Source organism: Mesorhizobium sp. M1A.F.Ca.ET.072.01.1.1, assembly GCF_004023325.1.
GTDB lineage: Bacteria > Pseudomonadota > Alphaproteobacteria > Rhizobiales > Rhizobiaceae > Mesorhizobium.
Genome location: NZ_RZSF01000081.1, coordinates 1 through 21,720, shown reverse-complemented (window position 1 = coordinate 21,720; position 21,720 = coordinate 1). Strand labels below are relative to the sequence as shown.

Genomic DNA, 21,720 nt, shown 5'->3' with positions numbered 1-21,720 from the left:
GAAAGGGCGACCGCCGCACCTCGATGGTGCGGCTGACCGAAGAAGGTTCGAAGTCTTTCGCGGCAATCGCCGCGGCGCATGAGAACTGGGTCGGCGAGCTGCTCGGCACTGTCAGCGAGGACGAAGCGCGCCGGCTGACCGGCATGCTGAAATCGTTCCGCAGCAATTGGGAGGAACGCGAATGAGCGCCATGGCCAAGCTCAAGCCGAAGCACTTCCTCTGGGAGGTGGAAGGCAGGGTCGCGAAGGTCCGGCTCGACCGGCCTGAGCGCAAGAACCCGCTGACCTTCGACAGTTATGCCGAGCTGCGCGACACTTTTCGCGATCTCGTCTACGCCGATGATGTCGACGCCGTGGCGTTCCTGCCCAATGGCGGCAATTTCTGCTCGGGCGGCGATGTCCACGACATCATCGGACCCTTGGTCAAGATGGACATGAAGGCGCTGCTCTCCTTCACGCGCATGACCGGCGACTTCGTCAAGGCGATGCTGAATTGCGGCAAGCCGATCATCGCGGCGGTGGATGGCGTCGCCGTCGGCGCCGGCGCGATCATCGCCATGGCCTCCGACATCCGCATCGCGACGCCGGAAGCAAAGACCGCGTTCCTGTTCACCCGCGTCGGCCTTGCCGGGTGCGACATGGGCGCCTGCGCGATCTTGCCCCGCATCATCGGCCAGGGCCGCGCCGCCGAACTGCTTTACACCGGCCGCACCATGAGCGCGGCCGAAGGCGAGCGTTGGGGGTTCTACAATCGGCTGGTCGATGCGGCGGGGCTCGAGGCCGACGCGCTCGAGATGGCAGCGCGCATCGTCTCCGGCCCGACCTTCGCGCACGGCATCACCAAGACGCAGTTGAACCAGGAATGGTCGATGGGTCTCGACCAGGCGATCGAGGCGGAAGCGCAGGCACAGGCGATCTGCATGCAGACCGGCGATTTCGAGCGTGCCTACAAGGCGTTCGTGGCCAAGGAAAAGCCGGTGTTCGAGGGGAATTGAGGATGGCTCTTTTAACGGAGACGTTGGCGGGACAGCGCCCCCCTCTGTGCCGGACATCTCCCCCACTAGGGGGGAGATCAGCTGTCGTCTCTGCCTTCGCCGATCGCCAAGGTCGCAAGAATGAGCGGAGCGCCAAAACTGCCAATCTCCCCCCTTGTGAGGGAGATGTCCGGCAGGACAGAGGGGCGCGCCGTAAAGTGCAAACCTCGCAGAAGTGCGGAGGCACAAATGCCTGACCGCTCCTTCCTCCATTGGCCCTTCTTCGAAGACCGCCACCGCCAGTTCGCCGAGCAACTCGACGCCTGGTGCGCCAAGAAACTGCCCGTCGATCACCACGATGTCGACGCGGCCTGCCGCAACCTCGTCTCCATGCTCGGCCGCGACGGCTGGCTGAAGCCGACGGCGCTCGATCCCGACAAGCCGGAGCCGCTCGACGTGCGCACGCTCTGCATCACCCGCGAGACACTCGCCCGCCATGACGGGCTCGCCGACTTCGCCTTCGCCATGCAGGGCCTTGGCACCGGCGCGATCTCGCTGTTCGGCACACCGGAGCAGCAGCGCTGGCTGGAAAAGACGCGGGCGGGCCAGGCGATCGCAGCCTTTGCGCTGTCGGAGCCGCGGTCGGGATCGGATGTCGCCAACATGGAGATGGCGGCTGTCCGCGACGGCGACTTCTATTTGCTTTCGGGCGAGAAGACCTGGATCTCCAATGGCGGCATTGCCGACGTCTATATCGTCTTCGCCCGCACCGGCGAGGCGCCCGGCGCCAAGGGAATTTCCGCTTTGATCGTGCCTGCGGACACCAAGGGCCTTGGCATCGCCGAACGATTGGAAGTTATCGCCCCGCATCCACTCGCGCGGCTCTCGTTCGACAATGTGCGCGTTCCGGCTTCCGCCCTGATCGGCAAACCCGGCGACGGTTTTCGGATCGCCATGTCGGTGCTCGACGTCTTCCGCTCGACGGTGGGTGCCGCGGCGCTCGGCTTTGCTCGAAGAGCGTTGGACGAAAGCATCAAAAGGGTGTCCGAGCGAAACCTGTTCGGCGCGCCGATGGCCGAACTGCAGATGGTGCAGGGCCACATCGCCGACATGGCGCTGGATGTCGACGCCGCTGCCCTGCTCGTCTATCGCGCCGCCTGGACCAAGGATATGGGCGCCGCCCGCGTCACTCGCGAGGCGGCAATGGCCAAGCTGTTCGCCACGGACAAGGCGCAGGAAGTGATCGACAAGGCGGTGCAACTGCATGGCGGCGACGGCGTGCGCAAGGGCCACATCGTCGAGAGCCTCTATCGCGAGATACGCGCGCTGCGCATCTATGAGGGCGCTTCCGACGTGCAGAAAGTGGTGATCGCCAGGCAAGTGATGGGAGCGGCGTGAGATCATGCTTGCGGACCGCATTTCACTTAAGGGAGGCTAGACGTGCACACGATCCTGCAGCCGGAAGGCTGGGCCAAACCGATCGGCTATGCCAACGGCGTTGCCGCGCGTGGCCGGCTGGTCTTCATCGGCGGCCAGGTCGGCTGGAATGCCGAGTGCCGGTTCGAGACCGACGATTTCGTCGATCAGGTGCGCCAGACCCTCACCAATGTCGTCGCCGTTCTCGCCGAGGCCGGCGGGGAGCCGCAACACATCACCTCGATGACCTGGTATTTTACCGACAAGGCCGAATACCTCGCCAACCTCAAAGGGATCGGCGAAGCCTACCGCGCCGTCATCGGCCGGCATTTTCCGGCGATGGCCGCCATGCAGGTGGTGGCGCTGGTCGAGGACCGGGCGAAGGTGGAGATACAGGCAATCGCAATTATTCCGGAGTGAGCCGGAGGCGCTACTGGCTTCTATTTCGCAATGGCCTGAAGCCGCGAAGGCGGCTACGCCAACTCGGCGCTGACGCTCGAGGGATCGTATCTGCCTTCCGTCCGTCAGCATTGCCGTGACAGTACGGCAACGGCCGCTTGGCTGCCGCCACAATCTGTGATCAGATGATCATACCCGCGTCGGCGGATATTCGCACGATGAACTTTGCCGGCACCCAAGGAAAGCAAAAGCGTGGCTCTGGGCTTCGAACCAGTATCGGGACGCATCACCGTCCAGGATGGCGTCTACCAGCAGCTTCGCCATGCCCTGATGGTCGGCAGCTTCGATCCCGGGCAGGTGCTGACCATCGCCTCGCTGGCGGAGGCTTTCGGCACCTCAAACATGCCGGTGCGCGAGGCGTTGCGGCGGCTGGCGGCAGAGAACGCGCTGGAAATCTCGCAGAACGGCTCAGCCTGCGTGCCGGTGGTGACGCGGGCGCGGCTCGACGACCTCTGCCGGGCCCGGCTCGCCGTCGAGGGGCTGGCCGCCGAGCTTGGCGCGCCGCGCCTGACCGCAGCCGAGATCGGCTTGCTGCAAAGGGTTACTGACGACCAGCAGGCGATCGGCCGCGACGGCAGCATCTACGAGCTGATCGCCAAGAACCAGCAGTTCCACTTCACCATCTACCGCGCCTCCGGTTCCGACGTGCTGTTTCAGCTGATCGAGACGCTGTGGCTGCGCTTCGGTCCGTACATGCGGCTGTTGTCCAACTATGTCGCGCCGCTGATGCGCGCCGGCACCATGGAGCCTTCGGGCCGGCACGCCGCGATCATAGCGGCCATCAAGGACAAGGATTTCACCGGCGCGCGCGACGAGGTGGTGGCCGATATCACGGCGACACAAGCGACTTTGCGGGCGATCTGTCCTGACGTGCCGGAGCCCAGACCGGTCGATTTTGGCGCTTTCGGAAGGGCGCCTTGATAGGCGGCCGCCGCAGAGTGGCTTCGAAGCCGCCTGGGCCAAGCTCCTGGACCAAGAGAACAGCCGGATTTTGAGGCGCTGACCCGCATTTCTTCAGCCGCGGCGCATTGATCCCTGTCCGTATTTGTGATCACATGATCACAGGGAGCGAGACAGCGAATGTCCGGCTATTTTCTCTATCATTCGATCGGCACCTTCCCCGGCAAGGCCGAGCGAATGGCCGTCTCGCTGACGAATTTCTCCAACATCTGGTCGGCAGAAGACGACGGTCAGTGGCCTGCCGCGCTTGCGGCGCGGCAACGCTTCATCGATGCCTGGAGGCGGCTGATCGAGGCGCCGCAAGGCACGCTGACCACGGCCGAGAATGTCACCGCAGCGCTCTATAGCCTGATCGGTGGCTTGCCGACGGGGCGGCTGCCGGGAAAGCGGCTGCTGGTCGCCGCCGACTGTTTTCCTAGCCTGCATTTCCTGCTCGCGGGGTTGGGAGAGCGTTTCGGCTTCACCCTCGACACCGTCCCATTGCGGCCTGGCGAGACCTGGGTTCGCGACCAGGATTTCATCGACCGCTGGCAGGCGGATGTCGGGCTCGCGCTCATCACCTTCGTCACCTCGACGGCCTCGCACCGCTGCGATGTCGGCCGCCTCGCCGCGCATGGCCGCGCCATGGGCAGCATAGTCGGCGTCGACGTCACACAGGGCATCGGCGTGGCGCCGTTTTCGGTTGCGGCAACGCCGGTCGATTTCGTCGTCTCGACCTCGCTAAAATGGCTGTGCGGATCCTCCGGCGCCGGCATCTTGCAGGTCGCGCCTGACCTTTTGGCGTCCTGCCGGCCGGAGTTGCGGGGCTGGTTCAGCCAGCCGAACCCGTTCTCCTGGGACCTCGACGCTTTCACTTACGCCGACGATGCGCGCCGCTTCGATCATGGCACGCCGGCTATCCTGGCAAGCGTCGCCTCGCTGCCCGGGCTGGAGTGGGTGGAACAGACCGGAATCGACGTCATTCGCGCGCAGAATGCCGGGCTCGTCGAGCGTATCATCGGTGCCGCATTGGAAAATGGCTGGGAGGTCCGCTCGCCGATCGATGCCAGTGAACGTGGCGGCAGCGTGATGCTCGGCCTGCCGCAAGGTACCGAGCCGGCGAAGATCATAGCTGCGCTTCGCGACGAGCGGCTTTACTGCGATGCGCGCGGCACGACGCTGCGGCTGTCTCCCGGCATGGTCACCACAGAGACGGCGGTCGGTGCGCTGATCGCGCAGCTCACGGAGCATATCGGGTCGCGGCGACGCCGCGCGTCGTGAATTCAGGTACCGCCTCGCCTGCGGCGCCCGGGAGTTTGGCGCCGGAAAGGGGCGGATCAGGAACCGAACCAGAGGGAAGCAAGATGTTGAAACGTCTAGGACTGATTGGGATGGCCGTCGCTGCCGGCCTCGCCTTTGCGGCGCCCGCCTTCGCCGACAAGATCATGGTGGGCGCCTATCCGGCCAACCCGCCATGGGAATACAAGACCGATTCGGGCGCCTTCGAGGGGTTTGAGATCGACGTCGCCAATGATGTCGCCAAGCGCATCGGCGCAGAGGTCGAGTTCCAGGATCTCGGCTTCCAGGCGCTGTTCGCAGCGACCGCTTCGGGCCGCATCGACTTTGCCGTGTCCTCGATCTCGGTCACCAAGGAGCGGCTGCAGAACCAGGGCTTCACGCAAGCCTATTACGACAGCGACGGTACCATCGTCGGCAAGGCGGATTCCGCCATCAAATCGCTCGACGATCTGAAGGGCAAGACCATCGGGGTCATCGCCGGCTCGACAGGCGAAGCCTACATGAAGGAGAACGCCGCCAAGCTCGGCGTTGCAGAAACCAAGAGCTACAACGCCCAGCAGGACCTTCTGCTCGACGTGCAGAACGGCCGCATCGACGGCGGCGCGGGCGAGCTCGCCGGCTTCCTGTTCGCCATCAAGCAGATGCCAGCGCTAAAGATCCTGGTGCGCATCCCGACCGGCGAGCGCTTCGCCATGATGACCAAGAAGGGCCATCCGCTGCTTGAAAAGGTCAACGACGCCATCAGCGAAATGAAGAAGGATGGCACCATGGCCGCGATCCACAAAAAGTGGTTCGGCGTCGATCCGGAAGCCGGCACCAGCACGGTGACGCCTGGCCCGATCCCGCAATAAGCCGGCTGATCAGAAATTTAGACGGGAGCGGCAGCAAGAGTTGGCGCTCTCGCTTCGACCATTTGGGTCTCGCCAAACACGGCGAACCTTGTCTCACGGTGAGCGCCGATGGAACTGATCGACACCTTCTTCAACTGGGGCATCCTGGTCCGATCGTTTCCGATCCTGATCCGCGGTCTTGGCAACACCATTCTGCTCGGCTGCGCGGCGATCATCTTCGGCACGATCGGCGGGCTGGCGATCTGCCTGGTGCGGCTCTACGCGCCGAAGCCGCTCAGGCGGCTGGCGACGCTCTATATCGACATGTTCCGCGCGCTTCCGATCCTGGTGGTGCTGATCCTGATCTACTACGCCCTGCCCTTCATCGGCATCCGCCTGTCGTCCTTCGTCTCGGCAGCACTTGCGCTGTCACTGGTGTTGGCGGCCTTCACGGCGGAAGTCTGCCGCGCCGGCATCGAGAACATTCCGAAGGGCCAGTTCGAGGCCGCCTCGGCGCTCGGCCTGCCCTTTTGGGTCGCGATGCGCAAGGTGATCCTGCCGCAAGCGATCCGTGTCGTCATTCCGCCGCTCACCAGCAACTGCGTCTCGGTGTTCAAGGACACCGCGCTCGCCTCGGTGGTGGCGATGCCGGATCTCTTGAAGCAGGCGACCGACGCGCAGGCACTGATGGCCAATCCGACGCCGCTGATCGGCGCGGCGATCATCTATCTCGCCTTCCTGTGGCCGCTGGTGCGGCTGGTCGGCTACCTCGAAGAGCGCGGCAAAGCTCGGTCCGCGCACTGATCCCTTAGAATGACCTCGATTAGCTGAAGGAGACTCCCGTGAACCAGCACCATGTTTCGAAAGCGCAGGAGAGCGCCGCTTCGTTCCCGGTCGAGAAGATCCGCGCCATGTTCCCGGCGCTCCGGCAGGCCGGCGACTTCATCTTCATGGACAACGCCGCCGGCGCCCAGATCCCGCAAAGCGTGCTCGACGCGGTGACCAGCCATCTGGTGGCGCACAACGTGCAGCGCGGCGGCCGCTACGGCCGCAGCGTCACCGTCGACCAGTCCGTCGCCGAAGCGCGTGAAAGCGTGGCGGTTTTGATCAACGCCTACAGCCCGTCCGAAATCTGCTTCGGCATGAACGCCACCTCGTTCATCCGCCTGGTCAGCCTCGGCATCGGCCAGATGCTTTCGGAACGCGACGAGATCGTCGTCACCGACATGGATCATGACGCCAACATCGCCACGTGGTTGGCGCTGGAGCAGGCCGGCGCCAGGTTCAAATGGTGGCGCATGCGCGAGGACGGCAATCTGCATGTCGACGACCTCAAGCCGCTGATGTCGGACCGCACCCGGCTCGTCGCCTGCACGGTGACCGCGCACTCGATCGGCTCGATTGTCGATGTCGCTTCGGTCGCCAAGATCGCGCATGCGGCAGGCGCGGAAGTGCTCCTCGACTGCGTGCATTACGGGCCGCACGGGCTGATCGACGTGCAGGCCTGGGACTGCGACTATCTCGTCTGCTCAGGCTACAAGAATTTCTCGCCGCATATGGGTTTTCTCTGGGGCCGCTTCGAAACGCTGAAGCGGCTGCCGACCTTTCGCGAGGACTTCATCCCGGATGAGCCGCCCTACAAGGTCGAGGCCGGCACCTTCATCTACGAGAATGTCTCCGGCATGGACGCAGCGGTGCGCTACCTGGAGTCGATCGGCCGCAATTTCTTGGCCGAGAACAACCGCTCGCGCCGCGACAACATCGTCGCCGGCATGAACGCCATCCGCGAGTACGAGCTGACGCTGGCGCGCGAGATGATGAAGGTGCTGAAGGCCTGCGGCGCGACAATCTACGGCGTCGCCGACGAGGCGCGCATCCATGAGCGCGTGCCGACCTTCTGCTTCAACATCGGCACACTGTCGCCGCAGAGGATCGTCGAGGAGATGGCGGCATTGCAGATCGGCATCCGCGACGGCCATATGTATGCGCCACGGCTGATGAAGCGGCTGAACCTGCCGATGCACAGCGGCGCGATCCGCGCCTCGCTGGTGCACTACAACACGGTCGAGGAAGTGCACCGTTTCGGCGAAGCGCTGCGGGCAATCATTGCGAAGCTGTCGTGACGCCCGGACGTCTGGTTCGAGCCTACGCCGCCTTCTTCGCCAGCCTCGCCTTGATGCTTGCCACGTCGGCGCGCGGCGTCGCGGCGAAAAGCGTCTTGGTGTAGCTGTGCTTGGGGTCCGAGAAGACCTCGTCGCGCGAGCCGTATTCGACCGCCTCGCCGAAATACATCACCATCACGTCGTCGGCGATATAACGCACCACCGACAGATCGTGGCTGATGAAGACATAGGTCAGCTTGAACTCGTCCTGCAGGTCGGCGAGCAGGTTGAGCACCTGCGCCTGCACCGAAAGATCGAGCGCCGAGACCGGCTCGTCCAGCACCAGCAGGCTCGGGTTCAGCATCAGTGCGCGGGCAATGGCGATGCGCTGGCGCTGACCGCCGGAGAACATATGCGGATAGCGGTTGTAGTGCTCGGGGCCGAGACCGACCTTCTTCAGCATCTTCATCGCCAGGTCGCGGCGTTCCTCGGCCGGCTGATCGGTATTGATCAGCAGCGGCTCGCCGAGCACGTCGCCGATCTTTTGACGCGGGTTGAGCGACCCGTAGGGATTCTGGAAGACGATCTGCACCTTGCGGCGCATTTCCTTGGTCAACCCGTCCTTGGCGATGTCGACCTTGTTGCCGTCGATGAACAAATCGCCGGCGGTCGCGGGATCGATCAGCGTGATGATGCGGGCGAGCGTGGACTTGCCGCAGCCGCTTTCACCGACGATGGCGAGCGTCTTGCCCTTCTCGACGCTGAAGGAGACGCCCTTCACCGCATGCACCGTGCGCGCGGGGCGGAACAGGCCGCCGCCGACATGGTAGTCGCGTTTGATGTTCTTGCCTTCGACAACCTTGGTCATGCGCCGGCTCCGGTCATGCACTGGCTTCTGGGGGCGCCGGCTCGAACAGCATGTCGGAGACGGTCGGCAGCCGGTCGCCGACGGCGTTCTCCGGCAGCGCAGACAGCAGCGCGCGCGTATAGTTGCTCTTGGGGTTCTCGAACAGCGACAGCACGTCGGCCTCTTCCATCTTGCGGCCCTTGTATTGGACGATGACGCGATCGGCGGTCTCGGCGACCACGCCCATATTGTGGGTGATCATGATCAGCCCCATGCCGTATTTGGCCTGCAGCGACACAAGCAGATCGAGAATCTGCTTCTGGATGGTGACGTCGAGCGCGGTGGTCGGCTCGTCGGCGATCAGCAGCTTCGGATTGCAGGCAATGGCCATCGCGATCATGACGCGCTGGCATTGGCCGCCCGACATCTGGTGCGGGAAGGAGTTGAGCCGCTCGGCCGGCTCCGGAATGCCGACCTGCTTCAACAACTCGATGGCGCGCGCCCGGCGCTGTGCGCGATCCATGCCAAGATGGAAGCGCAGCACTTCCTCGATCTGAAAGCCGACGGTGAAGCAAGGGTTGAGACTGGCGATCGGCTCCTGGAAGATCATGGCAATGTCCTTGCCGATGATCTTGCGGCGCTCGGCCGGACCCATCTTGAGGAGATCGCGGCCGCCAAACGTCATTCGGTCGGCCGTGACAGCGGCCGTCCAGGGCAACAGGCCCATAACCGCCAGCATCGACACCGACTTGCCGGAGCCGGATTCGCCGACGATGGCGAGCACCTCGCGCTCGTCGACACGGAGCGAGACGCCGTCGACGGCGCGGAATGGCCCGGAGGCGGTCTGGAACTCGACGATGAGGTTCTGGATGTCGAGCAATGCCATCACGACCTCCTGAGCTTCGGATCGAGCGCGTCGCGCAGGCCGTCGCCGATCAGGTTGATGGCGAGCACCGTGATAAGTATGGCAAGGCCGGGGAAAGTCACCACCCACCAGGCGCGCAGGATGAATTCGCGCGCCGAGGCCAACATGGTGCCCCATTCAGGCGTCGGCGGCTGCGCGCCGAGTCCAAGGAAGCCAAGCGCTGCGGCTTCGAGGATGGCGTTCGAGAAGGACAGCGTGCCCTGGACGATCAGCGGCGCCAGGCAGTTCGGCAGGATGGTCCTGAGCATCAGCCTCAGGTGCCCGGCGCCGGCGACCTTGGCAGCTACGACATATTCGCGGCTCTTCTCGGCCATCACGGCAGCGCGCACCAGGCGGGCGAAATGCGGCTGCAGGACGAGCGAGATCGCCAGCATCGCATTGAACAGGCCGGGCCCGAGAATGGTGACCAGCACCAGCGCCAGAAGCAGCGACGGGAAGGCCAGAATCAGGTCCATGACGCGCATGATCGCGACGTCGACCCAGCCGCGGAAATAGCCTGCCAGCAAGCCGAGCGTGATGCCGCCGACGAGGGCCAGCGTGACGACGACGGCGCCGATGAGCAGCGAGAAACGCGCGCCATAGAGCAGGCGCGAGAGGATGTCGCGGCCGACCGGATCGGTGCCGAGGATATATTGCGAGCTGCCGCCCGCCTGCCAGGCCGGCGGCCTGAGGAAGGCGGTCTTGTCCTGCACGTCGGGTGCATAGGGCGCGAGCAACGGCGCAAAGAGCGCCGCCAGCACCAGCAGGATGAAGACGACCAGGCCGATGACGGCGCCGCGGTTCACCGAGAAATAGTGCCAGAAGGTCTTGAAGCCGGTCAGCCGGTCCGGGCTGCCGGCGGCCATCGGGGCGATTTCGGTCGACTGGCTCATCACGCCGCCCTGATGCGCGGGTTGATGACGGCATAAAGCACGTCGACGATGAGGTTAACGGCCATGACGATGAGTGCGATCAAAAGCAGACCCGACTGCACGACGACATAGTCGCGCTTGAAGATGGAATCGACCATCCACTTGCCGATGCCCGGCCAGGCGAAGATGGTTTCGGTGAGGATAGCGCCGGCAAGCAGCGTGCCGACCTGCAGGCCGATCGTGGTGACGACCGGGATCAGGGCGTTGCGAAGTGCGTGCGCACCGATGACGCGGGCGGCGGAAAGGCCCTTGGCGCGGGCGGTGCGGACATAGTCTTCACCGAGCACCTCGAGCATGGCCGAACGGGTCTGGCGCGCGATCACCGCCAGCGGAATCGTGCCGAGCACGATCGCCGGCAGGATGAGATGGCTGAGCGCCGAGCGCAGCGCGTCCCATTTGCCGTAGAGAATGCTGTCGATGGTCATGAAACCGGTGATCGGCTTCAGGAAGAACTGCAGGCCCATGCGGCCCGACACCGGCGTCCAGCCGAGATAGCCGGAAAAGAAGATGATGAGCAGCAGGCCCCACCAGAAGATCGGCATGGAATAGCCGACCAGCGCGGTGCCCATCAACGACTGATCGAACCATGAGCCGCGTTTGACGGCCGCGAATATGCCGGCCGGGATGCCGATCGCCATGGCGAAGATCATGGCGAAGAAGGACAATTCCAGCGTCGCCGGGAAGAGCGTCTTGAACTCTTGGAGAACCGGGCGCTTGGAGGAAATCGAGACGCCGAAATCGCCGGTCGCGACCTCGCCGACATAGCGCGCATACTGCTCCCAGACCGGCAGATTGTAGCCGAACTGTTCCTTGAGCTCTTGGTAGCGGGCGGGGGTGACGCCGTGCTCGCCGGCCATGGCCAGGATCGGATCGCCGGGCAGCAGCCGGACAAAGGCGAAGGCGCAGATGGTGATGCCGACGAGCGTCGGGATCAGAAGTGCGATTTTGTTGAGGAGATATCTGAGCATCGTGAAATGGAATGGGGCGGCGACAATTCGCGCCGCCCCGTTCGCAAATATTACTCGGCCTTGTCAACGCCGTCGAAGCGATGAATGCCGAGCGGGTCCATCTTGAAGCCGCTGACGTTGTTGCGGACAACGGCATAGACCTGGCTGTGAGCCAGCAGGAATGCCGGCGCCTGCTTGGCGAAGATTTCCTGCGCCTGCTCATAGAGCTTGGTGCGCTCGCCCTGGTCGCTGGTCTTCTTGGCCTTCTGGATCAGGTCCTCGAAGTCCTTGTCGCACCAGCTGGAATAGTTCGAGACGCCGATCGCCGAGCACGCGAAGAGAGTGGCGAAGAAATTGTCCGGATCGCCATTGTCGCCGGTCCAGCCGATCTGGAAGGCGCCGGGACGCTCCTTCTTCTTGCCTTCCTCGCGATACTTGGTCCACTCGTAGTTGACGATCTCGGCCTTGACGCCGACCTTGGCCCAGTCGGCCTGGATCAGCTCAGCCGCGCGCTGGAAGTTCGGGTTGTAAGGACGAACGCGGTCGGAAGCCCAGAGCTGGATTTCCTTCAGCCCGGCGTCGGCCAGCACCTTCTTGGCCGCTTCCGGGTCATAGGAATCGAACTTCACATCCTTGTTCCACGACCACATGGTCGGCGGAATCAGGTTCTGCGCCGGCGTCGCGCCAGCGTCCTGGAACAGCGACTTGATCAGCGCTTCCCGGTCGATCGCCTGGTTGAGCGCGTGACGAACCTCCGGCTTGTCGAGCGGCGGGATCGTGGTGTTGTAGCTCATGTAGCCGATGTTGAGGCCGGCCTGGTCCATCAGGGTCACGTCCTTGTTGGCCTTGATGGTGGCGATGTCGGCCGGGTTCGGATAGGGAGCGACATCGCATTCGCCGGCCAGCACCTTCTGGATGCGGGCGGTCGCGTCAGGCGTGATGGCGAAGACCAAATCGTCGATCTTCTCCTTGCCCTTGAAGTAGTCGGGGTTCGCCGCATAGCGGATGACCGAGTCGAGCTGATAGTCGACGAACTGGAACGGCCCGGTGCCGATCGGCTTGGTCGAGAAGTCGGCCATCTTGCCTTGCTTCTCGAGCTGGTCGGCATATTCCTTCGACACGATCGAGGCGAAGTCCATGCCGAGATTGGCCAGCATCGGCGCGTTCGGCTCGGTCAGCGTCAGCTTGACGGTGAGGTCGTCGACCTTTTCCCACTTGGCGACGTATTTCGGCATGTCCATGCCGGTGTAGTAGTCCCAGGTCAGGTTCGGCAGATACTTCTCGCCGTTCCACGGATTCTGCTTGTTGAACTGACGGTCGAACGAGAAGACGACGTCATCGGCGTTGAGGTCGCGGGTCGGCTTGAAATAGTCGGTGGTCTGGAACTTCACGCCAGGGTGCAGGTGGAAAGTATAGACCAGGCCGTCGTCGGAGATTTCCCATTTGTCGGCGAGGCCGGGCTCGATCTCGGTGCCGCCATGCTTGAACTCGACCAGGCGCGAATAGACCGTGCGCGACGAAGCGTCGAAGTCGTTGCCGCCCGTCGTCGTACCCGGATCGAAATTGGCCGGCGACGCTTCCGAGCAATAAACAAGCGTCTTTGCATTGGCCATCCCGCCGAGGACGCTTGCAGCCAGCAACGCGGCTGCAAAAGTCATTGTCTTTTTCATTGAGCACTCCCTGATGTTCTTCCAAGCCCCTCTATCAGGCTCGCGAAGCGCGCATATAAGCACCGTTTTTGGGGCTTTGGAACACCCCGTTTGCGTACCCCACGGTAAGCAGGAAAAGAATCCGCATTTTCCTCAAATAGCAGAAAAAATGAGCAGAATTTTTCGCTCACGCTAATGTTAACAACCGCATTTTTTTATTGATTGAGGCTCTGCCGAAATGAAACAAGGAGCTCCTGCCTGCGATCCCAGGTCCTCGTTGGGACACGCCTGCGGGAGGCGTCGAGGGACAGGATTTCGGCGGCAAATCTTTCCGCCGCTGCCGCTGGGGCAAGACTTGCACGGCCGCCGATAGAGGCAATACATAGATGCCAGGCCGGATTTCTTGGAATCCGCAATCGGCCGCAGCGGGAGGAACGCTTCCGAAATCGGAAAGAGATGCGGCGCAGAAGCAAAACCAGGACACCAGGGAGGGATTTGGTGGCAAAAGCAGCAAAGACAACGCCCCCGGCGAAGGCAAGAGCCAAGGCCGCGCCCGTCGATGCGGGCGCGCCCAAGGCTTCATCTTCCAAGACCGCTTCGCCAGCCAAAACGCCGTCACCTGCAAAGGCCGGCTCCAAGCCGAAGACCACTGCGAAACCGGCTGCCGCTGCAAAGAAGACGAACCCCACATCCGCCGCCAAGGCTGCAACCGCAAAGACCGCCAGGCCTGCGGCAAAGGCAGCCTCGGGATCGGCCAGGCGGCTGCCCAAGGCGATCACGGAACTCGCGGCAGGGTTGCCGGAAAAGCCTTGGCTGAAAAACTACCCGAAGAACATGCCGGCGGAGATCGGTCCGCTGCCTTACGATTCCATTGGCGACTTCCTTGTCGGCGCCTGCAAGCAGTTCGCCAGCCGGCCGGCGTTCGTGTGCATGGGCAAGTCGATCTCCTATGCCGAGCTCGAGCGGCTTTCGGCGGCCTTCGGCGCCTATCTGCAGTCGAAGGGACTGGAGAAGGGCGCGCGCGTGGCGCTGATGATGCCGAACGTTTTGCAATACCCGGTAGCGATGATGGCCGTGCTTCGCGCCGGCTTCACGGTGGTGAACGTCAACCCGCTCTACACGCCGCGCGAGCTGGAGCATCAGCTCAAGGATTCCGGCGCGCAGGCCATCGTCATTCTGGAGAACTTCGCCAACACGCTGCAGGCGGTGATCGCCAGGACGCCGGTCAAGCATGTCGTGGTCGCGGCGATGGGCGACATGTTGGGCGGGCTGAAAGGCGCGATCGTCAATCTCGTCGTGCGGCGGGTGAAGAAGATGGTTCCCGCCTGGTCGCTGCCCGGCCACGTCAAATTCAACGCCGCGCTCAAGGCGGGCTCGGCAAGCGCCTTCAAGCCGGCGGCAGTGTCGGGCGACGATATCGCCTTCCTGCAATATACCGGCGGCACGACCGGCGTGTCGAAAGGCGCGACGCTGCTGCACCGCAACGTCTTGTCCAACGTGGCGCAGAATTCGCTCTGGGTGGAGGACGCCTATACGGTCAAGCCGAAGCCGGCGCATCTCAACTTCGTCTGCGCGCTGCCGCTCTACCACATCTTCGCGCTGACGGTGAACGCGCTGATGGGCATGCAGCAAGGCGCGCAGAACGTGCTCATTCCGAACCCGCGCGACATTCCGGGCTTCGTGAAAGAACTGCAGAAATACCCGGTCCACATCTTTCCCGGCCTCAATACGCTGTTCAACGCGCTGCTCAACAATGAGGATTTCCGCAAGCTCGACTTCAAGCCGCTGATCCTCACTCTCGGCGGCGGCATGGCGGTGCAGAAAGGCGTGGCCGAGCGCTGGAAGGCGCTGACGGGCTGTCCGGTGAGCGAAGGCTACGGACTTTCCGAAACCTCGCCGGTGGCGACCGCCAACAAGTTCAGCTCCAGCGACTTTACCGGCACGATCGGCCTGCCGCTGCCATCGACCGAGATCGCCATCCGCGACGACGACGGCAACAACGTGCCGCTCGGCGAAGTCGGAGAGATCTGCATCCGGGGTCCGCAGGTTATGGCCGGCTACTGGAACCGGCCGGACGAGACCGCCAAGGTGATGACCAAGGACGGGTTCTTCAAGTCGGGCGACATGGGCTTCATGGATGAGCGCGGCTACACCAAGATCGTCGACCGCAAGAAGGACATGATCCTGGTCTCCGGTTTCAACGTCTATCCGAACGAGCTGGAAGAAGTCGTGGCGCAGCACCCGGGCGTGCTCGAAGTGGCGGCGATCGGCGTGCCGGACGAGCACTCCGGCGAGGTGCCGAAGCTGTTCGTGGTCAGGAAGGATCCAGCGCTCACCATCGAGACGCTGACTGTCTTTTGCCGCGAGAACCTGACCGGCTACAAGCGGCCGAGATACATCGAATTCCGCGCCGAACTGCCGAAGACGCCGGTCGGCAAGATCCTGCGGCGCGCCTTGCGGGAGCAGATTTGAACGAAAATGTTGCCGGCCTGGCGCCAACAGATCGCGCCGGCCTCGATCCCGCCGAATTCATCAAGGCGAACATGCGGCTTCAGTCGGTGCCGTCGCTGCCTGAAATCCGGCTCTATACGGCCCATCCCGGCAGCGGGCTGAGGCGGCTGCTGGAACCGGAGGACGGCTCGCATGAGCAAGCGGCCGAGCCGCAACCGCCCTACTGGGCCTATGCCTGGGCGGGCGGCGCAGTGCTGGCGCGCTATGTTCTCGACCGGCCGTCAACCGTTGCCGGCCGGCGCGTGCTCGACCTCGGCGCCGGTTCCGGCCTTGTCGGTATCGCCGCGGCGCGAGCCGGGGCCAGGGAAGTGACCGCGGCGGAGATCGACCGCAACGGCATCGTCGCGCTCTGCCTCAACGCGGAGGCCAACGGCGTCGCCATCATCATAATCGGCGAGGACATCAGCGGCGGTCCGCCGCCGTCGGTCGACATTGTGCTCGCCGGCGACGTTTTCTATGGGCAAGCGGTCGCGCGGCGGATCGTCCCCTTCCTCGACCGCTGCCTTGCCGCGGGCATCGAAGTGCTGGTCGGCGACCCGGGCCGAGCCTGGCTGCCCAGGCGGCGGCTTCGCCTGCTTGGCGAGTATCAGGTGCCTGATGTCGGCGGAAACGGCGGTAGCGCGCCGAAACCGAGCGGGATATTTGCGTTCCTTCCCAGCGAGCCCTGATCAGCCCGCCGGCACACTCATCCGCGCGGCGAGAAAATCCGGCAAGTCGGCGACCGAATCCAGGATGACGTCGGCCATCGGCGACAGCGAGTCACGCGTACCCGTGCCGGAGAGCACGCCGATCGCCAGGCCGCAGCCGCCGGCGCGCGCCATTTCGAGATCGTGGCGATTGTCGCCGACCATGGCGATCTCGCCGGGCTTCAGTCCCGTCAGATCGCAGAACGCGATGACCGTGTCGGGCGCGGGCTTCGGGTTCGCGACCGCATCATAGCCGAAGGCGGCGTCGAAGAGTTGCGCGACACCGAGCGTGGCGAGCGTTTTCTCGGCGCCGCTGGTGGAATCGTTGGTCGCGACGCCCAGCCGGAAGGATCGCTTGTGCAGCGCCCGCAGCGATTCGACGATACCGGGCAGCGCGACAGCCATCGACGAGCCCTGAACCGAGGTGATCTCGTTGAAGCGGGCGACGGCCAGCATCTGGTCCTCCTCCGACAGGCGCGGGAACCAGAGCTCGACGACGTCCATGTTCGAGCCCGAGGCAAAGATCGAATCCGGCTTGAAGCGCTTGCTGACGAAATCGAAGCCGGCGGCGGCGAGCAACCTGTCGGCTTTCCAGCGATCGCCTTCGGCGGCGTCCATGGCCATGAAATCGGCAATGCCGAGCCAGGTAGCGTTGAAGTCGACAAGCGTCCCGTCCTTGTCGAACAGAATTCCCTTGATATCCGCCAATCCGTTTACTCCGCGCCACGCAATTGGTGGACATGAGCCACCAATCCGGCAGTCGAGGCGTCGCGTTTTGCGGCAGTCTCCTTGCCTTCCACGACAGGCAGCAGGCCTGTCGCCAGTTCCTTGCCAAGCTCGACACCCCACTGGTCGAACGAGTTGATGTTGAACAGCGTGCCCTCGACGAAGACGCGATGCTCATAGAGCGCGATCAGGCGACCGAGCGTGCGCGGATCAAGCTTGCGATAGAGGATGGTGAGCGACGGACGGTTGCCCGAAAAGACGCGATGCGGCGCGATGCGATCGACATCGGCGGGCTTCATGCCCTTGGCCAGCATCTGCGCGCGCGCCTCTTCCAGCGTGCGGCCCTTCATGAAGGCTTCCGACTGCGCCAGGCAATTGGCAAGCAAGAGATCGTGGTGGGTCTTCAGCTCGGGCTCGTGGCTGACGGCTGCGGCAAGAAACTCGACCGGGATGAAATCGGTGCCCTGGTGCAAAAGCTGGAAAAAGGCGTGCTGGCCGTTGGTACCGGGCTCGCCCCAGACCAGCGGGCCGGTCGGCGTCGTCACCGGGCCGCCGTCCAGTGTCACGCTCTTGCCGTTCGATTCCATATCGAGCTGCTGCAGATAGGCCGGCAGGCGCGACAGGCGCTGATCGTATGGAATGACGGCGCGGGCCGGGTATTTGCAGGCGACGCGGTGCCACCAGCCGATCAGCCCCAGCAAAACAGGCAGGTTCTTTTGCAGCGGTGCCGAGCGGAAATGCTCGTCCATCTCATGCGCGCCGTCGAGGAAGGCGCGGAAATTGCGCAGGCCGATGGCGATCATCACCGGCAGGCCGATGGCGCTCCAGACCGAGTAGCGGCCGCCGACCCAGTCCCAGAAACCGAAGACGCGGTCGGAGGCGATGCCGAACTTGGCCACTAGGTCGAGCGCGGTCGAGACGGCGGCGAAATGCTTGCCGATCGCTTGCTTGCCCAGCGCCTTTTCCACCCATCTGCGCGCCGTCTCGGCATTGGTCATCGTCTCGACAGTGGTGAAAGTCTTGGAGGCGATGATGAACAAAGTCGTCTCGGGAGACAGGCCCTTCAGCGTGTCGTGGATATGGGCGCCGTCGACATTGGAGACATAATGCGCACGCGGGCCGTCATGGTAGGGAGCGAGCGCCAACGTCACCATCGCCGGGCCAAGATCCGAGCCGCCAATGCCGATATTGACGATGTCGGTGATCTTCTTGCCGGTGGCGCCGGCCGCCTCGCCGGAGCGAATCGCATCAGCGAAGGCGCCCATCGCGTCGAGCACGGCGATCACATCGGCCTTGGTATCCTGGCCATCGACCACGACACTCTTGCCGGTCAGATTGCGCAGCGCCGTGTGCAGCACGGCGCGGTTTTCGGTGATGTTGATCTTCTTGCCTTCGAACATCGCGGCGCGTCGACCTTCGAGGTCGGCGGCGCCGGAGAGCGTCTCCAGCATTGCCATCGTGTCGGCGTCGACCGCGCATTTCGACCAGTCGAGCAGAAGATCGCCATCTGTGGCGGAGAATTTCTCGAAGCGCTTGGGATCGGCGGCGAAGGCTTCGCGCATCGTGCCCTTGGCTGCCGCGCGCTGCTCACGCAGGGCGGTGACCTGCTTGTCGAAGGCTGACTGATCCAATGGTGGCTCCTGGCGGGTTTTTAGACCATTTTAACAGGCCCGATGTTTCCGGCGCGTGTCGTCGCGACATTGTATTGAGCCGGATTTCCGTTTCGTTCAAGCGCGGCAGTGACGCACTGCATCACGCTTTTATGATGCCCCGCAACATCCGCTTCCCTGGCGGACGCGCCCCTTTCGTGACCAATGGATCACTGGCATAAATCCCAGCGATCAGAAAAATTGATTGGCGCAACCCCTTGTGCCACCCCTACACTCGACTGGTCCAGCCAAGTGAAAACAGCTGGCCATCCGAGGATGATCTCCCATGCCACAGCGCAATGACACGGCCATATGGTCCGGCCTGTTCCGGATTTCGGCCGAATCCGGACAAACTCTCCAGGCACAGATCCGCCAGGCGATCGTCGCAGCCATCCTCGACCGGCAGATCGCCGCTTCGATGCCGCTGCCATCCTGCCGGATTCTGGCGGAAAAACTTGGCGTTGCCCGCGGCACGGTGGTGCTTGCCTTCCAGCAGCTGGTCGACCAAGGTTTTCTTGTGGCGCGCGAGAGGCGCGGCCACTTCGTCAACCCTGAAGTGCTGGCCACCCCCGCCAAGCCGCACCAGAAGGCGCCCGACCAGCAGAATGAGATCGACTGGAAGGCGCGTCGGCAGATCGCCGCCAGCGATATGCCGCCGCCGGCCAAGCACGACAACTGGATCAAGTCCTCCTACCCGTTCGTGTACGGCCAGTTCGATCCGGCGCTGTTTCCGACCGCGGAATGGCGCGAGTGCAACCGCATGGCGCTCGCGGTGCTGGAGATCCGCAACTGGGCATCCGACATGGTCGACCGGGACGATCCGCTGCTCATCGAGCAGATCCAGGCCCGGCTTTTGCCGCGCCGCGGCATCTTCGCCAATCCGGACGAGATCATCGTAACCCTGGGCGCGCAGAACGCGCTCTATATGCTCGCCTCGCTGTTGATGACCAAGGGCTCGAAGGTAGCAATGGAAGATCCCGGCTATCCGGATGCCCGCTCGATCTTCCGGCTCGCCGGCGCAGATAGCCAGCCGGTCCCTGTCGACCAGTCGGGCATCGTGACCTCGGCGATTCCCAGCGATTCCGGGTTCGTCTTCGTCACCCCTAGCCACCATTGCCCAACGATGGTGCCGTTGTCCGCCGAGCGGCGGCAGGATTTGCTGGCGCGCGCCAACCGCAACAACCAGATCATCATCGAGGACGGCTATGACAGCCAGCTTCTCGACGAGGCGCCGCAGCAGGCGCTCAAGAGTCTCGATCGCTCGGGCCGCGTCATCTATGTCGGCTCGATGTCGAAGACGCTGGCTCCGGGTCTGAGGCTCGGCTACATCGTCGCTTCGGCAGGACTGATTGCCGAGCTTCGCGCGTTGCGTCGCTTCATGCTCAGGCATCCGCCGGCAAACAACCAGCGCGCCGTTGCGCTGTTTTTGTCGCTCGGCCATCACGAGGCGCTGGTGCGCAGGCTCTCCGCCGCCTTCGACGAGCGGCGCAAGCGTCTGGTCCATGCGATTTCCGCTTTCCTGCCAGAATGGCGCTCGACCGACTCGGCGGGAGGCACATCGTTGTGGCTGGAGGGCCCGCGCGGTACCGATTCACGAGGGCTCGCCGAAGCGGCCGCTTCCCGCAGCGTCATCATCGAACCCGGCGACCGGTTCTTCGACCGCAGCGAAAAGCCCTCGCGTTTCATGCGTTTGGGCATCTCCTCGATCTCGCTGCAGCACATCGAGCCCGGGATTCGGGAGCTCGCCACAGCCGCCGGCCGCAGGCCCGCTGCCGCCTGATCACCACGGACTGCCACATCAAGAGCCGGCGTTTTTGCCGGCTCTTTTATTTTGGCGCGCCTCAACGCTTTAGCATCCTGGCATATTCGACGGGATTGACTGGCTCATAGGCTGTGCCAATGCCGACGGCATAGTCGAGGCACAAAGGGGACGAGGCAGGCCGATGGTGGACCAACCGCCGCGCATCCTGCCCCTGAAAAAGCAAAGGTGGAGTGCTTTCCATGTCAGTGGCTCTTGAGAAGCAGGAAACGACGTCGGACCAGCGTTCGCGGCGGTCCGGCGGGCGCGAAGCGCGCCGCGCGATGCGGGCAGCACCGCTCGCAGACGATATCCGTCCGGTGCGAGCCGGCCTCGAAGGCGGCAGCTACGGGCCATTGAGCCAGAACGACAAGGAACGCATCCATGAAGCGGTGCTGACGCTTCTGGAGACGGTGGGCTTCGCCAACGCCATCCCCTCCTGCATCGAGGCGCTGACCCGGGTCGGGGCGAGCTATGGCGACGACGGCCGCATCCGCCTGCCGCGCGCGCTGGTCCTCGACACGATCAAGAAGGCGGCGCGCCACTTCACGCTCCACGGCCAGGATCCCAAGCACGACATGGTGATCCAGGGCAAACGCGTCCCCTACGGCACGGCCGGCGCGGCGGTGCATCTGGTCGATGTCGAGAAGCGCGAATATCGCGAATCGCAGTTGCAGGACATCTATGACGCCGCCCGTCTCGTCGACGGGCTCGACAACATCCATTTCTTCCAGCGCACCATGGTGCCGCGCGATATTCCCGATCCGCTCGAGATGGACTTCAACACGCTCTATGCCTGCGTACTGGGGACATCCAAGCATGTCGGCACCTCGTTCACCGTGCGAGAGAACGTCAAGCCGGCGCTGGAAATGCTCTATGCGATCGCCGGCGGCGAGGAGAATTTCCGGGCGCGCCCTTTCGTGTCGAACTCGAACTGCTTCGTGGTGCCGCCGATGAAGTTCGCCGAGGACGCCTGCGGCGTGCTTGAGGCCTGCGTCGAGGGCGGCATTCCGATCCTGCTCTTGTCGGCCGGCCAGGCCGGCGCCACAGCTC

The 21,720-nt window shown here is 63.8% G+C and carries 20 protein-coding genes and 1 pseudogene; 13 read left to right on the top strand and 8 right to left on the bottom strand.

The features are described 5' to 3' along the window. From EOA32_RS14075 to EOA32_RS14030, 9 genes and pseudogenes are all read left to right on the top strand, one after another. Positions 1 to 185 (top strand): annotated as a pseudogene (locus tag EOA32_RS14075) (MarR family transcriptional regulator); the annotation flags it as partial. After that, a complete protein-coding gene (locus tag EOA32_RS14070; RefSeq protein ID WP_095782348.1) occupies positions 182 to 994 on the top strand; it encodes an enoyl-CoA hydratase family protein in 813 nt (270 codons plus the stop codon). The pseudogene EOA32_RS14075 and the gene EOA32_RS14070, both read left to right, overlap by 4 nt. A gap of 228 nt (positions 995 to 1,222) precedes the next feature. Then, positions 1,223 to 2,371: an acyl-CoA dehydrogenase family protein gene (locus EOA32_RS14060; RefSeq protein ID WP_128372076.1), complete on the top strand. Its 1,149-nt coding sequence runs from the start codon at positions 1,223 to 1,225 to the stop codon at positions 2,369 to 2,371. A 42-nt stretch (positions 2,372 to 2,413) separates the two neighbouring features. Next, on the top strand, positions 2,414 to 2,809 hold the full coding sequence (locus tag EOA32_RS14055) for a RidA family protein (protein WP_067003651.1): 396 nt from the start codon (positions 2,414 to 2,416) through the stop codon (positions 2,807 to 2,809). A gap of 231 nt (positions 2,810 to 3,040) precedes the next feature. Continuing rightward, a complete protein-coding gene (locus tag EOA32_RS14050; protein WP_128372075.1) occupies positions 3,041 to 3,769 on the top strand; it encodes a GntR family transcriptional regulator in 729 nt (242 codons plus the stop codon). A 159-nt stretch (positions 3,770 to 3,928) separates the two neighbouring features. Then, the gene (locus tag EOA32_RS14045; protein ID WP_128372074.1) at positions 3,929 to 5,068 is read left to right on the top strand and encodes an aminotransferase class V-fold PLP-dependent enzyme; all 1,140 of its coding nucleotides are present in this window, start codon (positions 3,929 to 3,931) and stop codon (positions 5,066 to 5,068) included. Between the two features lie 83 nt (positions 5,069 to 5,151). Further along, positions 5,152 to 5,937 carry an ABC transporter substrate-binding protein gene (locus EOA32_RS14040; protein WP_067003647.1) on the top strand — a complete coding sequence of 262 codons (786 nt, stop codon included), beginning with the start codon at positions 5,152 to 5,154 and terminating at the stop codon, positions 5,935 to 5,937. A 108-nt stretch (positions 5,938 to 6,045) separates the two neighbouring features. Next, the gene (locus tag EOA32_RS14035) at positions 6,046 to 6,720 is read left to right on the top strand and encodes an amino acid ABC transporter permease (protein ID WP_067324409.1); all 675 of its coding nucleotides are present in this window, start codon (positions 6,046 to 6,048) and stop codon (positions 6,718 to 6,720) included. Between the two features lie 38 nt (positions 6,721 to 6,758). Continuing rightward, positions 6,759 to 8,039: a cysteine desulfurase-like protein gene (locus EOA32_RS14030; RefSeq protein ID WP_095831269.1), complete on the top strand. Its 1,281-nt coding sequence runs from the start codon at positions 6,759 to 6,761 to the stop codon at positions 8,037 to 8,039. A gap of 22 nt (positions 8,040 to 8,061) precedes the next feature. Here EOA32_RS14030 and EOA32_RS14025 read toward each other — a convergent pair whose 3' ends face one another. From EOA32_RS14025 to EOA32_RS39835, 6 genes are all read right to left on the bottom strand, one after another. Continuing rightward, entirely contained in the window at positions 8,062 to 8,886 is an 825-nt protein-coding gene (locus EOA32_RS14025) for a dipeptide ABC transporter ATP-binding protein (RefSeq protein WP_128372073.1), read from the bottom strand. A 13-nt stretch (positions 8,887 to 8,899) separates the two neighbouring features. Continuing rightward, positions 8,900 to 9,751, bottom strand: coding sequence for an ABC transporter ATP-binding protein (locus EOA32_RS14020; protein ID WP_095777559.1), 852 nt, complete (start codon positions 9,749 to 9,751; stop codon positions 8,900 to 8,902). Then, positions 9,751 to 10,635: an ABC transporter permease subunit gene (locus EOA32_RS14015; protein WP_067003755.1), complete on the bottom strand. Its 885-nt coding sequence runs from the start codon at positions 10,633 to 10,635 to the stop codon at positions 9,751 to 9,753. Before EOA32_RS14015 ends, EOA32_RS14020 begins: the two co-directional genes overlap by 1 nt. Before the next feature lie 26 nt (positions 10,636 to 10,661). Further along, complete coding sequence (locus tag EOA32_RS14010) at positions 10,662 to 11,669, bottom strand: ABC transporter permease subunit (protein ID WP_095777561.1); 1,008 nt, start codon at positions 11,667 to 11,669, stop codon at positions 10,662 to 10,664. Between the two features lie 50 nt (positions 11,670 to 11,719). Continuing rightward, the gene (locus EOA32_RS14005) at positions 11,720 to 13,318 is read right to left on the bottom strand and encodes an ABC transporter substrate-binding protein (protein ID WP_128372072.1); all 1,599 of its coding nucleotides are present in this window, start codon (positions 13,316 to 13,318) and stop codon (positions 11,720 to 11,722) included. Positions 13,319 to 13,512: 194 nt separating this feature from the next. Next, positions 13,513 to 14,076 carry a hypothetical protein gene (locus EOA32_RS39835; protein ID WP_245499272.1) on the bottom strand — a complete coding sequence of 188 codons (564 nt, stop codon included), beginning with the start codon at positions 14,074 to 14,076 and terminating at the stop codon, positions 13,513 to 13,515. Between EOA32_RS39835 and EOA32_RS14000 the strand changes: the two genes are divergently transcribed. Together EOA32_RS14000 and EOA32_RS13995 are read left to right on the top strand one after the other, a co-directional pair. After that, complete coding sequence (locus EOA32_RS14000; RefSeq protein WP_281014046.1) at positions 14,060 to 15,769, top strand: long-chain fatty acid--CoA ligase; 1,710 nt, start codon at positions 14,060 to 14,062, stop codon at positions 15,767 to 15,769. The genes EOA32_RS39835 and EOA32_RS14000 overlap by 17 nt on opposite strands. Further along, positions 15,766 to 16,476: a 50S ribosomal protein L11 methyltransferase gene (locus tag EOA32_RS13995; RefSeq protein ID WP_245435026.1), complete on the top strand. Its 711-nt coding sequence runs from the start codon at positions 15,766 to 15,768 to the stop codon at positions 16,474 to 16,476. The genes EOA32_RS14000 and EOA32_RS13995 overlap by 4 nt, the downstream gene beginning before the upstream one ends. On the opposite strand, the gene EOA32_RS13990 is transcribed toward EOA32_RS13995, so the two are convergent. Both EOA32_RS13990 and pgi read right to left on the bottom strand, forming a co-directional pair. Further along, a complete protein-coding gene (locus EOA32_RS13990; protein WP_067003634.1) occupies positions 16,477 to 17,202 on the bottom strand; it encodes an HAD family hydrolase in 726 nt (241 codons plus the stop codon). It lies immediately after the preceding gene. A gap of 5 nt (positions 17,203 to 17,207) precedes the next feature. Beyond that, positions 17,208 to 18,851 carry a glucose-6-phosphate isomerase gene (gene pgi, locus EOA32_RS13985; protein WP_128372071.1) on the bottom strand — a complete coding sequence of 548 codons (1,644 nt, stop codon included), beginning with the start codon at positions 18,849 to 18,851 and terminating at the stop codon, positions 17,208 to 17,210. Positions 18,852 to 19,155: 304 nt separating this feature from the next. On the opposite strand from pgi, the gene EOA32_RS13980 reads away from it, so the two are divergent. Together EOA32_RS13980 and EOA32_RS13975 are read left to right on the top strand one after the other, a co-directional pair. Next, positions 19,156 to 20,649 carry a PLP-dependent aminotransferase family protein gene (locus tag EOA32_RS13980; protein WP_128372070.1) on the top strand — a complete coding sequence of 498 codons (1,494 nt, stop codon included), beginning with the start codon at positions 19,156 to 19,158 and terminating at the stop codon, positions 20,647 to 20,649. 221 nt (positions 20,650 to 20,870) lie between these two features. After that, on the top strand, positions 20,871 to 21,720 hold an 850-nt coding region (locus EOA32_RS13975; protein ID WP_189407135.1), incomplete at its 3' end, for a trimethylamine methyltransferase family protein.